The organism is Parvularcula mediterranea (assembly GCF_013085255.1).
Classification (GTDB): Bacteria; Pseudomonadota; Alphaproteobacteria; order Caulobacterales; family Parvularculaceae; genus Parvularcula; species Parvularcula mediterranea.
The window spans coordinates 1680309-1693110 of sequence record NZ_JABFCX010000002.1 but is presented as its reverse complement, the minus strand read 5'-3'; the positions used below and the strand labels follow the sequence as shown (position 1 = coordinate 1693110).

General features: G+C 62.9%; 13 protein-coding genes. 8 read left to right on the top strand and 5 right to left on the bottom strand.

What is annotated here, in order from left to right; genetic code table 11:
- The first annotated feature begins 50 nt into the window (after nucleotides 1-50).
- Nucleotides 51-569, top strand: a complete 519-nt coding sequence (locus HK107_RS08760) for an ABA4-like family protein (RefSeq protein WP_173198601.1) — start codon at nucleotides 51-53, stop codon at nucleotides 567-569.
- Nucleotides 570-651: 82 nt separating this feature from the next.
- Here the strand turns inward: HK107_RS08760 and HK107_RS08755 are convergent, their stop codons facing one another.
- From HK107_RS08755 to HK107_RS08745, 3 genes are read right to left on the bottom strand one after another with little or no spacing between them, the layout of a single operon-like run.
- Entirely contained in the window at nucleotides 652-1353 is a 702-nt protein-coding gene (locus HK107_RS08755) for an N-acetylmuramoyl-L-alanine amidase (RefSeq protein WP_173198599.1), read from the bottom strand.
- Nucleotides 1354-1356: 3 nt separating this feature from the next.
- The gene (locus tag HK107_RS08750; RefSeq protein ID WP_173198597.1) at nucleotides 1357-2268 is read right to left on the bottom strand and encodes a DMT family transporter; all 912 of its coding nucleotides are present in this window, start codon (nucleotides 2266-2268) and stop codon (nucleotides 1357-1359) included.
- Nucleotides 2265-4058: an ABC transporter ATP-binding protein gene (locus HK107_RS08745; protein WP_173198595.1), complete on the bottom strand. Its 1794-nt coding sequence runs from the start codon at nucleotides 4056-4058 to the stop codon at nucleotides 2265-2267. Before HK107_RS08745 ends, HK107_RS08750 begins: the two co-directional genes overlap by 4 nt.
- 125 nt (nucleotides 4059-4183) lie before the next feature.
- Here HK107_RS08745 and HK107_RS08740 point away from each other — a divergent pair, with 125 nt between their 5' ends.
- The 3 genes from HK107_RS08740 to HK107_RS08730 are packed head-to-tail and all read left to right on the top strand — an operon-like array spanning nucleotide 4184 to nucleotide 7388.
- The gene (locus HK107_RS08740) at nucleotides 4184-5482 is read left to right on the top strand and encodes a 3-deoxy-D-manno-octulosonic acid transferase (protein ID WP_173198593.1); all 1299 of its coding nucleotides are present in this window, start codon (nucleotides 4184-4186) and stop codon (nucleotides 5480-5482) included.
- A complete protein-coding gene (lpxK, locus tag HK107_RS08735; RefSeq protein WP_173198591.1) occupies nucleotides 5482-6462 on the top strand; it encodes a tetraacyldisaccharide 4'-kinase in 981 nt (326 codons plus the stop codon). The genes HK107_RS08740 and lpxK overlap by 1 nt, the downstream gene beginning before the upstream one ends.
- Complete coding sequence (locus tag HK107_RS08730; protein WP_173198589.1) at nucleotides 6459-7388, top strand: lysophospholipid acyltransferase family protein; 930 nt, start codon at nucleotides 6459-6461, stop codon at nucleotides 7386-7388. The genes lpxK and HK107_RS08730 overlap by 4 nt, the downstream gene beginning before the upstream one ends.
- Here the strand turns inward: HK107_RS08730 and HK107_RS08725 are convergent.
- The gene (locus tag HK107_RS08725) at nucleotides 7385-8011 is read right to left on the bottom strand and encodes a sensor histidine kinase (RefSeq protein ID WP_173198587.1); all 627 of its coding nucleotides are present in this window, start codon (nucleotides 8009-8011) and stop codon (nucleotides 7385-7387) included. The two genes, HK107_RS08730 and HK107_RS08725, sit on opposite strands and share 4 nt — an antisense overlap.
- Nucleotides 8011-9504, bottom strand: a complete 1494-nt coding sequence (locus HK107_RS08720; RefSeq protein WP_198912341.1) for a dihydrolipoyl dehydrogenase family protein — start codon at nucleotides 9502-9504, stop codon at nucleotides 8011-8013. Before HK107_RS08720 ends, HK107_RS08725 begins: the two co-directional genes overlap by 1 nt.
- 100 nt (nucleotides 9505-9604) lie before the next feature.
- On the opposite strand from HK107_RS08720, the gene rpmH reads away from it, so the two are divergent.
- From rpmH to HK107_RS08705, 4 genes are all read left to right on the top strand, one after another.
- A complete protein-coding gene (gene rpmH, locus HK107_RS08715; RefSeq protein ID WP_173198875.1) occupies nucleotides 9605-9739 on the top strand; it encodes a 50S ribosomal protein L34 in 135 nt (44 codons plus the stop codon).
- A 32-nt stretch (nucleotides 9740-9771) separates the two neighbouring features.
- Complete coding sequence (rnpA, locus tag HK107_RS16085) at nucleotides 9772-10065, top strand: ribonuclease P protein component (protein ID WP_408636662.1); 294 nt, start codon at nucleotides 9772-9774, stop codon at nucleotides 10063-10065.
- 71 nt (nucleotides 10066-10136) lie between these two features.
- Nucleotides 10137-11912: a membrane protein insertase YidC gene (yidC, locus tag HK107_RS08710; RefSeq protein WP_173198583.1), complete on the top strand. Its 1776-nt coding sequence runs from the start codon at nucleotides 10137-10139 to the stop codon at nucleotides 11910-11912.
- Nucleotides 11909-12709, top strand: a complete 801-nt coding sequence (locus HK107_RS08705) for a DUF1338 domain-containing protein (RefSeq protein WP_173198581.1) — start codon at nucleotides 11909-11911, stop codon at nucleotides 12707-12709. Before yidC ends, HK107_RS08705 begins: the two co-directional genes overlap by 4 nt.
- The last annotated feature ends 93 nt before the right edge of the window (nucleotides 12710-12802 follow it).

The window sequence follows — 12802 nt, the reverse complement described above, 5'->3', positions numbered from 1 at the left end:
CGCGTGCACATGGCTATCATCCTTCGAAGCGAATCCCGCGGGAGAACCTTATGAGCGCCGACCTACTGTTCAAAGTCTGCAATATGGCGGTCCTGCCGGGCTGGCTGCTCCTGGTGATCGCGCCACGCTGGCGGTATTCGCAGATGGCGGTGTTTGGGATCATCATCCCGATCCTCAGCCTCGTCTACGCAAGCGTCCTGATCAAAGTGACGACCTCAGGCGGTAGCTTCGAAGCCCCCGACTTCTCCTCGATCGAGAGCATTCAGGCGCTGATGAGCAACAAGCTCGGCTTTGTTGCAGGCTGGGTGCACTACCTCGCCTTCGACCTCTTCGTCGGCGCATGGATCACGAGGGATGCAGCGGCGAACCGGGTGAACCACTTCCTCACCATCCCGGCGCTGTTCTTCACCTTCATGGCGGGGCCGTTCGGCCTCATCATCTACCTCGTGATGCGGCAGGTCAGGCGGCGCGAGGCGATCGCTGAACCGCAGCCGATTGTCCCATACCTTGCGGAAGGCGAAAGCTCGGTGTCTATCGGTGCCGATACGTTTGAGGAAAGCACCGAATGAAGCGCAAAGGCTCCGTGATTGGGTTCGCCCTGTTTGTCGTCATCGTCGCCGTGGCGTTCTGGCACGCTGGTATCTTCGGCGGCTAAGCCGTCACGCGCTTGTGCACTTCCCAGATTGCCGAGCGCGTATCGTCGAAGAGCTTCTGCCCCAGAAGGCGCGGTGCGAACCTGCGCTGGAAGGCCGTGACGCAGGGCTCGACGCCGAACATCTCCACCCCATAGCCGATCTTCGACAGCATCGCGGCGGCCTCTTCCTCGGTCGGTAGCTGCTCTGGACGCTCGCCAGTCCAAGGGCCGAAGGCCAGCTTCTCCGCTGCGAGGGCGCGCCAGGGGAACTTCTCGCCGGGGTCTTCCTTGCGATCAGGCGCGAGGTCCGAGTGGCCGATGATCCGTGCACGGGGAATGTTGTAGCGGGCCTTCACCGCTTCCAGGATATCGATCAGGGCGTCGATCTGCTCGCCGGGGAATTCGCGATAGCCGAACTCATGGCCGGGGTTCACAAGCTCAAACCCGATGGACACTGAGTTGATATCCGCCTCGCCCTTCCAGATGCCAGCGCCTGCGTGCCAAGCCCGGCGGTCTTCGGCGACGAGCTGGTGGGTGCGACCGTTCTCCTCGATGACGTAGTGGGCGGAGACCTGCGCTTCGGGATCACAGAGGCGCTCGAGTGCCTCCTTGGCCGACTTCATGCCCGTGTAGTGGATCACCGCCATCGACACGTCACGGCCCTTTCGGTCGCCGTGGTTGGGAGACTTCCAGTCGGTTCTTACCGGTGTGCCGTTCATGGATCAGCCTTCGCTTCCTGCCGCCGCGCTGGCGATCACTTGCTTGCGGTCGGGCTTCGCGCCGCGAACCAGAACCACTCCGACACCTGACACCACAAGAAGTGCCCCGAGAATCAGCCGGATGGTCAATTCTTCACCCAAGAGCAGCACGCCGAACACCACGGCAAACAGGGTGATGAGGAGCCCTGACGGCGCAATGATGCTCAGCGGCACACGCTTCAAGAGCCAGTAGTAACTCGTGTGCCCGAAGACCGATGCGACGAGCACGGAATAAAGCAGCGAGAGCGTGACAGGGGTGAAGGAGTCGCTCGAGATCCACGCGAACTGGTTATCCGTCAGGAGCGCCGCAGGCACGAAGCAGACGACGCTGCCCACGACCGCCATCCATGCGAGGAGGCCGAGGGGCGTGACGCCGTCGATCTTCTTGACGAAGATCGCGCCTGTCGCCTCCGCTGTACAGCCAAGGACGATGAGGAGCGCGCCGAGGGCGAAGTTCTGGCTCGCCTCGCCGTCCCCCTCAGCCGTTGCGATGATCAGCACGCCGATGAGAGCTACGCCTATGCCGCTGATCCGCTTCCAGCCGACCTTCTCACCGAGGAACACCACGGAGAAGATGGTCGCGATGATGACGTAGGTCTCTGCGAGGACGGAGCCCATCGAAGCATTGGTCAGCGCGATGCCTGAGAACATGAAGATGTAGTTGATCCCGCCGAAGCACGCTCCGGCGATCAGCACGCGGTGCATCTGGCCTGGGTACCAGCGGAGGAGCGGGGCCAGGATCAGCGCAAGGATCGGCATGCGGAAGGCCACGTAGACCAGAGGCGAGACATGCCCCGTCACGAACTTCACGATGACCATGTGGAGGCCCCACGCTGCGCAGACCGCGAGGAGAAGGAGCGCCTCGCGCGGCTTCATGCGGGTTCCGTCTCGCGGCCCTGGAGCGCGGAGAGGCGGGCGTAGAGGCCACCTTGCTCCAGAAGCTCTGTATGCGTGCCCTGCTCGATGAGCTGCCCGCGCTCCATGACGGCGATCATGTCGGCATCACGGATCGTGGAGAGCCTGTGCGCGATGATGAGGGTGGTCCGGCCCTTCCGGAGCTTCGCCATCGCCTCTTCGATCAGCCGCTCGCTCTCGGCGTCGAGAGCGGAGGTCGCTTCGTCGAGGAGGAGGATCGGCGCGTCCTTGAGGAAAGCCCGCGCAAGGGCGATCCGCTGGCGTTCCCCGCCAGACAGAGCGCTACCGCCCTCGCCGACGCGCGAAGCATAGCCGTTTGGCATACGGACGATGAAGCGGTGCGCGGCGGCAGCTTCTGCGGCGGCCTCGAGCTCTTCATCGGTGGCGTCGGGGCGACCCATGCGGATGTTTTCAGCGACCGTTGTATCGAAGAGCACGGGCGTCTGGCTGACGATGGAGATCTGGTCGCGGAGATCAGGGATGGAGACCTTCTGGATGTCGGTGCTCTCGATCAGGATGCGCCCGGATTGCGGATCGTAGAAACGCGGCAGGAGGCCGAAAACCGTCGACTTGCCTGCGCCCGAAGGGCCGACCAATGCCGCCGTCGCGCCCGCGGGAACGTGGAGGCTGAAACCTTTGAGGAGCGACGCGGCCTCGTCGTAGCTGAAGACGATGTTCTCGAAGCTGACCGTCGGTGCACCGCCTTTTGGTTGAGGCGGCGCAATGGGGTCCGAGGGGCCGGTGATCTTGGGCTTTTCGTCGATAACGCCGAACACGCGCTCCATCGCGGCAAGGCCTTCCTGCAGGACGGCGTTCAGGGTTCCGAGGCCCCGGGCTGGCTGGGACAGAAGCGCCATCGCGATCAGGAACGCGACGAGCTCTGGTCCGGTCAGCAGCCCTGCGCTGATCCTGAACGCGGCGACGGCGATGATGAAGGCGATCGAAAGCGACGCGACCACTGTGACCATCGGTTCGTTGGCGGACGTGAAGCGCACGAGCCGCATGAGGAGGGAGCGGCGTTCCTCGAAGGCATCGCCCATGCGGGCGCGTTCGCTGTCTTCCAGGCGGTAGCTCTTCACGACCTCCTGCCCCGAGATGCTTTCGGTCAGGAGGCCGGTCATGTCGCCGATCTGCGCCTGAACTCTCCGGGCGAGCTTCCTGATGGCCTTGCCGATGATGCCGATGGGGAAGCCGACCAGCGGATAGATCAGCAGCACACAGAGGAACAATATCGGGTCGAGGAAAGCCAGCACACCGATGAAACCTATGAGCCTGACAAGGTCCCTCGCGCCATTGGGTGCCCTGCGGAGGGTCTCGCGCAGGGTCGTCATGTCGTTGGTGAAGCGGCTCACGAGCCCGCCGACCTTGGCTTCGCCTTCGCCCCGGCCTTTCAGCTGGGCCACGTCGTAGCGGAGGATCGCGCCGAACATGCGGTTCTGGATGTCGCGCAGGGCGGAGATACCGACGCTCTGCGCCGTGAGTGCCTGGGCGTAGAAGAACCCGGCTTGAAGGATCGCGAGCCCGATGATCAGTGTCGGGCCGAAGATCATCACCTGCCGCGCATCGACGCCCGTGAAGCGGCTGTCGCGGTCAGGTTCGAGGCCGGAGAAGATCCACTCGGTGGCCAGCACGAAGCCGACTTCAGCCAGCGCGAGGCCCACCATGAAGACGAACGCAATGGCGATCCGGCCCTTGTAGCGGCTCAGATGCTCTCGCCAGACGCGGAGGAGAAGGGACGACCGTTCAGCCATCAGCCACCTTTGGCAATGACCGCCCGCCGGGTCCAGCGCCAGAATTTTGCGAAAAGCGTGCACCGCAGCGTGCTTTTTCCCGCGGGCAGTGGCATAGGCGAGGACCACTCAGGAGGTCTCCCATAATGCCCACGCCGAAGGCCTGGTCGCTCAGAACGTACAGGGCCGCGACGAAGCTGCTTCGTCCGGTGGCCAATTATGCGCTGGAGCGCCGCCTGCGGGCCGGGAAGGAAGACCCTTCGCGCCTGTCCGAACGCCGCGGCATCGCCTCGCTGCCGCGTCCTGAGGGCAAGCTTCTCTGGATGCACGGCGCGTCGGTGGGTGAGAGCCTTTCGATCCTGCCGCTGGTGGACCGCCTGTCGGAGGTTCATCCGGAGCTGCGGTTCCTCGTGACGACAGGGACCGTGACGTCGGCCGCGCTGATGGCTGACCGCCTGCCTCCAAAGGCTGTCCACCACTACATCCCGATCGACCAGCCGCACTTCGTCAGAGCCTTCCTTGATCACTGGAAGCCAGATGCAGCTTTCTTTGTTGAATCCGAGCTTTGGCCTGTCATGCTCGGCGAAGTTGCGAAGAGGAAGATTCCGGCTGCGCTCATCAATGGGCGCATGTCCCCCCGCACCTACGAGAGCTGGCAGGGCCGGAAGAAAGCCGCGCGCGAGCTGCTCTCGGTCTTCGACATCATCATCGCCCAGAACGCTGAGAACGCAGAGCGCTTCGAGGGCCTCAGCGAGCGTCACGTCGGAACGCTGGGCAACCTGAAGCTCGCGGCGGATAAGCTGCCCGCTCCGCTTGAAGCGCTCGGCCAGCTCGAAGGCTGGCTCGATGGCCGCCCGCGCTGGCTGGCTGCATCGACCCACGAGACCGAGGAGATCCAAGTTCTCTCCGCGCACCGCCAGATCCTTGCAGAGCTGCCGGACACCGTCCTGTTCCTCGCGCCAAGGCACCCTGCCCGCGGCGATGAGATCGTTGAGATCTGCCATGACCACGGCTTCCCTGTTGCGCGCAGGTCGGACGGCGAAGGGATCGGGCCCGATACGCAGGTCTATCTCGCGGACACGCTCGGTGAGCTTGGGACCTTCTACTCCCTTTCGGACATTGCCTTCGTCGGCGGTAGCTTCCCAGCCATTGGCGGGCATAACCCGCTCGAACCTGCAAGGCTCGGCTGCGCGATCCTTCATGGGCCGGAAGTCTTCAACTTCGCGGACACCTACGAGGACATGCGCCGGTCCGGCTCAGCAGCGCTCGTTCGCAATGAGCGTGATCTCGCGGCCAGCCTGACCAGGCTCCTGACCGATGAGATGACCCGCAAGACCATGGCCGACCAGGCCGCGACATGGGCGGAAGCCAGCGCGCGGACTGTTCTGGAGGCTCTTGTCGAAGCGCTCGAGCCGGTCCTCGAAAAAGGCGGCATCGCCGCCTGATGCACCTCGAAGGCCCCAGCTTCTGGTGGCAGGCGGAGGGGACTTCGCTCGCCGCGAAGCTGCTCTCGCCGCTCGGTGCCATCTACCACTGGGAGACCCAGCGCAGGCTCAAGAAGCCGGGAGCAAGGGCCGGCATCCCCGTCATCTGCATCGGCAACGCGACCGTAGGCGGGGTCGGCAAGACGCCCTTCGTCCGTGCGCTGGGAGAGGCTCTGCAGGCGCGGGGGCATGCCCCGCACATCCTGACCCGCGGTTATGGCGGCAAGGAGAAGGGCCCCTACTGCGTCAGGCCCGAGGACGACGCCGCGCATGTCGGTGACGAGCCCCTGCTCCTCGCAAGGACCCTTCCAGTCTGGGTCAGCCGCGACAGACCAATGGGCGCGAAAGCTGCCAAGGAAGCAGGCGCGTCCATGATCCTGATGGATGACGGCTTCCAGAACCCAAGCCTTCAGAAGAGCCTGTCCCTGATGCTCGTCGACGCAGCCACGCTGTTCGGCAATGACGAGGTCTTCCCAGCCGGCCCCTTGCGGGAAAGACCGGAGGCTGCCGCATCCCGCGCAGGGGCATTGGTGGCTGTCCTCCCGGGTCCAGAGACGCAGGTTCCGGACAGAATTTGCGCTCTTGCAGACGGAAAACCCGTCTTCCGTGCATGGTTCGAGGTTGAACAATCGTCCATCCCGGACGCCCCCCTCCACGCTTTTTGCGGCATAGGCAGGCCGGAACGGTTCGAACGCTCTCTCAAAGAGAGTGGTGGCAAGATTCTGTCTTTCAAGGCTTTTCCAGACCACCATCCTTTCTCGAGCGACGAGATCGACGCCTTGAAGGCGGACGCCATCGAAGCAGGAGCGACCCTTGTAACGACGGAGAAGGATTATGTCCGCTTCCCTCCGGAGAGGAGAGATGGCATCACACCCATCCCCGGCGGCATGAGGATTGCCGAGGAAGAGGCACTGTTGAGCCTTGTCGAGAACGCGGAATGAGTGACACGACACTAGATGTCTGGGATGCGGATGCGAAGCTTCCTGAGCCTCGCACCAACAAGCCGCTGACCCTGAGGCGCCGGATCGAGGCAGCCCTCTTCTTCGCGTTCCTCAAAGTCATGGGCTCGATGTCGGTCGAGCGCGCATCAGGCTTTGCAGGCAAGCTGGTGCGGACCCTTGGGCCCCTCCTCCGTTCGGTCCACCATCGCGGTGAAGCGAACCTCAGGCTGATCTACCCCGACATGACCGCTGCAGAGCGTTCGGCAATCCTGCGGGATGCCTGGGACAATATCGGCCGGACGATGGCCGAGTATGCCCATCTCGAGAACATGGCCGAGCGCGTGACCGTCGAGAATGTCGAGGGCCTCCGCGCCTATGCGGAGGAAGGCAAGCAGGCGATCTTCGTCAGTGGGCACTTCGCCAACTGGGAAGTCCTTGGCGCTGTCATCAGGCGTGAGGGCGTCAAGTTCGCCGCGGTCTACCGTGCACCGAATAATGCGCTGGTGGACAGACACATCATCCAGGTCAGGGCGAAAGCCATGACCCGCTACCAAATCCCCAAGGGTAAGCGCGGCGGCCGCGAACTGCTCTCTGCACTGAAGAGCGGTTTGTCGCTCACCATGGTGACGGACCAGAAGCTGAACGACGGGATCGAGGTTCCGCTGCTCGGCCATCCCGCCATGACGGCTCCTGCGCCTGCGCGGCTTGCGAAGAAGCACAACATTCCGATTGTGCCGCTTCAGCTGGTCAGGCTGCCAGGCGCTCGGTTCGCAATTACCGTGCATGATCCGATCGAACCGGGCGATCGGTCGGTCGAGGACCTGACCCGCGAAGTGAACGATATTCTCGGCGAGTTCATCCTTGCGCGGCCTGAGCAATGGCTCTGGTTCCACCGCCGCTGGCCAGCTGACCTGACGCCCGCCTAGGCGTTCGGCAGGACGAGCCTGACGGTCGTTCCGGTATCCTTGTCCGTAGACAGATCGAGCTCACCCGACTGTGCCCGCATGGCGAGCCTTGCCATGGGAAGCCCAAGACTTGAACCGCCCGGACGCTTCGCGCCGCGATAGGGTTCGAACAGCTTCGGCAGGGCAGCGCCCGGTACGCCGGGCCCTTGGTCAGCAACCGTCAGGGCTCCGGCATCGTGATCGAAACTGACCGTCACCCTCGACCCTGTCTGCACGGCGTTGACCAGCACTTCCTCGAGGGCAAGGCAGGTCAGCGCGCCATCGCAGGTCGCCTCGGACGCTCCAAGCTGGACAGTAACCTGCCCCTCTTCGGCTTCAAGCTGGTCCACGACGGTGCCGACCAGCACATAAAGGTCGTGTACGGTGTTTTCTGTCGAGGCGATGCCCGCGATGATGTCAGCCCGCTCGCCGAGCCGCACCATCGCCCGCACCTTGTCGTCGAGATAGTCAGCAAACTGCTTGCTTTTGGGATCGTCCAGCTTCTCAGCATGCTCCTGCATGATGACGACGGCGTTCAGCAGGTTGCGCGCATCATGGCGCAGAGCTTTCACAGCTTCCTTGTAGAGCTCTGCGCGGTCGGTCATCAGTCAAAAGCTCCCAGCAGCTTGATCGCGGCCTTGTTGAAGGCGGTGAAGGTCTTCTTGAAGCTCCACTCGTCCGAGGCCGCCTTGGAGATTTCGCCAAGCGTCGGGTACGGAGAGATCATCTTGTCGAAGGCATCCATCTTGAGGCCATTGGCGACGGCGAGGGCATATTGCTGGACGACTTCGCCTGCGTGCAGTCCCACCATGTCAGCCCCCCAGATCTTTCCATCCTTGCCAACGAGCACCTTGACGATGCCCTCGGTCTCGCCCTCGGCGTTGGCCCTGTCATTGTCGTGATAGGGAGCGCGGACGACTTCAAAGTCAATGCCGCGTTCCTTGAGCTGGGCTTGAGTCAGGCCGACATGCGCCAGCTCTGGCTCGGTATAGGTGACCCACGGGACGATGTCGGTGTTGTTCTTCCCGCCCATGTTCTTGAGCAGGATGTTCTTGAGCGCGAGGCGGCCCTGATAGCCCGCGACGTGGGTGAACTGCAGCCCGCCGGTGACATCGCCGATGGCATAGATACGGCTGTTCGTGGTGCGGAGCTTGTCATCCACCTTGATCCCGCGAGGGGTGTACTCGACGCCCGCCTGCTCGAGGCCGAGGCCATCGACATTCGCCTTGCGGCCGACCGCGACGAGGAGCTGGTCGCCGGAGATGGCGAGCTCTTCGCCCGAAGGCGTCTCGACAGTAACGGTGAAGAGGTCGCCGTCCTGGCGAACCTTCATGGCCTTATGGCCTTCGCGCAGGTCGATGCCGTCAGCGATGAAGCGCTTGCGCACGACTTCCGCGAGTTCGGGATCATCCTTGCCCATGATCTGGCCCATCTCGATGATGGTGACCTTCGAGCCAAGAAGCCTGTGGGCCTGCGCCATCTCGGAGCCGATGGGACCACCGCCCAAGACGATCAGGTGCTTTGGCTGGAAGGTCTGCTCGAAGACCTTCTCGTTGGTGATGAAGTCCGTCTCCGCGAGACCCTCAATAGGCGGCACGAAGGGCGAGGAGCCTGTCGCGATGACGAAATGCTTCGCTTCGATCAGCGTGTCGCCGGCCAGCACCTGACGCGGCCCGACGAATCGGCCGCGCTCGCGGATGGTGTCGACGCCAAACTCCTCCTTCATCCGCTCTTCTGAGTCGTGATGGGCGAGATCAGCGATCGTCTTCTGGACCCGGTCGATCACTTCGAGAAAGTGGACGTCAGGCTCGACCGGCGTGATTCCGAATCGTGAAGCATCGCGCATGGCATGGGCAGCCTTGGCCGAAGCAATCAGCGTCTTTGACGGAACACAGCCATAGTTGAGGCAGTCGCCGCCCATCTTGTTCGCTTCGAGAAGCACCGTCTTGCGCCCAAGACCGCCTGCACCTCCAGCAGCCGTCAGGCCGCCGGAGCCAGCGCCAATCACGCAGACATCGACTTTCAGGGTCTTTGTCGCCTTGGATTTTGCATCATCAAGGGTCATGGGTTCGGCGCTCGTTCCGCTCGCATCTGCCATTGTGGTCTCCACTAGAAATTCATGGGCGAAGTCCGTTGACCTCGCAGGGGGTTTCCGAGTATTGGGCGCGACTTGTCAGACCTTAGACCGGTGGTCACCGATGAAACGCACGTTCCAACCTTCCAATCTGAAGCGCAAACGCCGTCACGGCTATTTTGCACGCAAAGCCACCGTTGGTGGCCGCAAAGTCCTGGCCAACCGCCGCTCCAAGGGCCGCAAGAGCCTGTCCGCGTAAAAGTCGACACGCTCCGAAAGCGTCCTGATTTCATCAGGGCGCGCAAAGGCCGTCGCTTCTCCCGTCCAAGTTTCACGTTGCAGGTCCTCTCCAATGACCTGCCTTTCGCACGCGTGGGCCTGACGGTTACGAAGAAGCTCGGCGGCGCTGTTCAGCGAAACCGCATCAAAAGACGCCTCCGGGCTGCCGTTCGGGACATTTTTCCTCTCGAAGCGCAGCCGGGTCATGACTACGTGATCCTTGCGAGAGGCAAGGCGGCGACCAGAGACTTCCCCGACTTGCTTGACGAGCTTCGCGGCGCGCTCCTAGACGCACGCGAAGGTTAAGGCCGCGCCCCCGCGGCCTTCTTACGTATTTGGCGGGCGTCAGCAGGGCCCCGCACTGGAAAGAGCGTTTCATGGACCGCAATTTCGTCGTCGCCATCGGGCTGGCATTCATCATTCTCCTCGGCTGGGATGTGCTCATTGCCGGACCGCAGCGCGAGGCTCTCGAGGCCGCGAAGCGGGAAGCAGGCATTGAAGCGGCAGAGGCCGCAGGGCCCTCGCTGACCGCTGATCTCTCCGTGCCGACGGTCGATGCTACCCTCACGAGGATCGAGGCGCTGAAGCAGGCGCCGGGCCGTGTGGCGATCGAGACGCCGACCATGATTGGCTCGCTCAATCTGCTTGGCGCGACGCTCGACGACATCTCGCTGAAGAACTACCGCATCACGCCGGAAGACGACGCGCCGCTGGTCAACGTTCTGAGCCCCCGCTCCACCGAGACCGCGACCTTCATCAGGAACGGCGTCATCGTCGACGGCCAGAGCGACGACCAGGCGGTGTGGACCGCTCCTGAGGGTGCTCGCCTGACGCCAGCGACCCCTGTCACCCTCAGCCGTCAGGACGGCGAGGTCCGCCACGAGATGACCATCACCGTCGATGAAGAGTTCATGTTCACGGCGGAGCACAAGGTCATCAACCAGGGCTCAGGCCGTGCAGCGCTCCTGCCCTACGGCTTTGCCGCGCAGAAGAACCTGCCCGACGACCTCAAGAACTTCATGATCCTGTTCGAAGGCCCTCTGGGTGTCGTCGACGGCCAGCTCTTCTCGAAGAAGTACAAGAAGCTCGACAAGTCCAAGAACACGATTGACGAGGCCGGCACTGGCGGCTGGGCTGGCATCACGGACAAGTACTGGCTGGCTGCTGCGATTCCTCCCCAGGACCAGGACTTCGACCTCAAGCTAACTCGCGTTCAGGGCACCCGCACGCCGCTCTACCGCGCCAGCTACCAACTCGACGGCTTCTTCCTTGAACCCGGCCAGGAAGCCACCGTCACCTCGCGCATGTTCGCAGGCGCCAAGGTCGTCGAGACCCTGCGCGGCTATGAGGATGGCCTCGGCATCTCGGACTTCGACAAGGCCGTGGACTGGGGGATGCTGTTCTTCCTGACACGCCCGATCTTCCACACCATGCATTTCTTCGCGGAGCTGACGGGCAATTACGGCGTCGCGATCCTGCTTCTCACCCTTGTCGTGAAGGCTCTGCTCTTCCCCCTCGCCAACGCCAGCTACCGCTCAATGGCGGGTATGCGGAAGGTCGCGCCGGAGATGACGCGGATCCGCGAGCGCTACGGCGACGACAAGATGAAGCAGCAGCAGGAGATGATGGCGCTCTACAAGAAGCACAAGATCAACCCGGCCGCGGGCTGTCTGCCGGTGCTTCTCCAGATGCCGATCTTCTTTGCCCTGTATAAGGTGCTCTTCACGACGATCGAGATCCGTCACGAAGGCTTCCTCTATATCCGCGACCTTGCGGAGCAGGACCCGACGAACCTGTTCAACCTTTTCGGCCTTCTCCCCTACGACCCGACGATGATCCCGGTGGTCGGCGCGTTCCTCGGCATCGGCATCCTGCCGCTCCTGATGGGCGCGGCCATGTGGGTGCAGACCAAGCTCAATCCTCCGCCCACGGACCCGATCCAGGCGCAGGTCTTCGGCCTTCTGCCGCTGATCTTCATCTTCATCTTCGCGCCGTTCGCCGCGGGCCTCGTCCTCTACTGGTTCTGGAACACGTTCCTCGGCGTGGTGCAGCAGTACTTCATCATGAAGCGGGCCGGTGCCGACGTGGATATCATCGGCAACATCAAGCAGACCTTCGGCAAGAAGCCTGATGCGGAGAAACCGGCGGAATGACGGACCTGACCCTCGACAGCCTGTTCGGCCAGCTCTGGCAGCGTTATGCCGCCCTCACCCCGCAGGCTGATGCCATCAGGCAGCTTTTCGAGGGTCGCGGCGAGACGGTCATCAATGACCACGTCGCCTTCCGCACGCTGAACGACCACAGGCTCGGCATCGACAAGATCGCCGCGCCGTTCCTCTCCCTCGGCTACGAGGCGAAGGACGAGTATCGTTTCGAACAAAAGAAACTGTTCGCGCGCTACTACGCCCACGAGGACGAGACGCGGCCGAAGGTCTTCATCTCCGAGCTGCTGCTCGAAGAATGCTCCGACGACGTCCGACAGGCGATGGAACACATCATCGATCAGATGACGGAAGAGCAGCTCTCCGATCCTCTGATGCTGAACTCCGGGCGCTGCTGGAAGTCGGACTTTGCGACCTATGAGCGCCTCTATGAGGAGAGCGAGTACGCGGCGTGGTTCTCGGCCTTCGGCTTCTGCGCCAACCACTTCACCGTCTTCGTCAACGCGCTCGAGGGCTTTAAGAACCTCGAAGAGCTGGCTTCGTTTATCGAAGATGCAGGCTACCCGATGAACCGCTCAGGCGGCCTCGTGAAAGGCTCGCCGGAGGTCTACCTCGAGCAATGCTCGACCATGGCCACCAAGGTCACCGTCAGCTTCGAAGATGGCGAACACGAGCTGCCGAGCTGCTTCTACGAGTTCGCAAAACGGTTCGAGATGCCTGCAGGCGGGCTCTATCAGGGCTTTGTCGCTGCGAGCGCTGACAAGATTTTTGAGAGTACGAACCGCTGAGTGCCTCACCTCTCCCTCCGGGAGAGGTCGAAATCTATCTGATTTCGGGTGAGGGTGCGCAGTGAAGAACCTCTCATGCCCTCCCCCGAAGCC

What these genes read in the sequence shown, in the direction of transcription:
- HK107_RS08720 (WP_198912341.1), bottom strand. Translation starts at nt 9,504, where the DNA reads ATGGCAGATGCGAGCGGAACGAGCGCCGAACCCATGACCCTTGATGAT.
- lpxK (WP_173198591.1), top strand. Translation starts at nt 5,482, where the DNA reads ATGCACCTCGAAGGCCCCAGCTTCTGGTGGCAGGCGGAGGGGACTTCG.
- HK107_RS08745 (WP_173198595.1), bottom strand. Translation starts at nt 4,058, where the DNA reads ATGGCTGAACGGTCGTCCCTTCTCCTCCGCGTCTGGCGAGAGCATCTG.
- yidC (WP_173198583.1), top strand. Translation starts at nt 10,137, where the DNA reads ATGGACCGCAATTTCGTCGTCGCCATCGGGCTGGCATTCATCATTCTC.
- rpmH (WP_173198875.1), top strand. Translation starts at nt 9,605, where the DNA reads ATGAAACGCACGTTCCAACCTTCCAATCTGAAGCGCAAACGCCGTCAC.
- HK107_RS08750 (WP_173198597.1), bottom strand. Translation starts at nt 2,268, where the DNA reads ATGAAGCCGCGCGAGGCGCTCCTTCTCCTCGCGGTCTGCGCAGCGTGG.
- HK107_RS08760 (WP_173198601.1), top strand. Translation starts at nt 51, where the DNA reads ATGAGCGCCGACCTACTGTTCAAAGTCTGCAATATGGCGGTCCTGCCG.
- HK107_RS08725 (WP_173198587.1), bottom strand. Translation starts at nt 8,011, where the DNA reads ATGACCGACCGCGCAGAGCTCTACAAGGAAGCTGTGAAAGCTCTGCGC.
- HK107_RS08705 (WP_173198581.1), top strand. Translation starts at nt 11,909, where the DNA reads ATGACGGACCTGACCCTCGACAGCCTGTTCGGCCAGCTCTGGCAGCGT.
- HK107_RS08740 (WP_173198593.1), top strand. Translation starts at nt 4,184, where the DNA reads ATGCCCACGCCGAAGGCCTGGTCGCTCAGAACGTACAGGGCCGCGACG.
- HK107_RS08755 (WP_173198599.1), bottom strand. Translation starts at nt 1,353, where the DNA reads ATGAACGGCACACCGGTAAGAACCGACTGGAAGTCTCCCAACCACGGC.
- HK107_RS08730 (WP_173198589.1), top strand. Translation starts at nt 6,459, where the DNA reads ATGAGTGACACGACACTAGATGTCTGGGATGCGGATGCGAAGCTTCCT.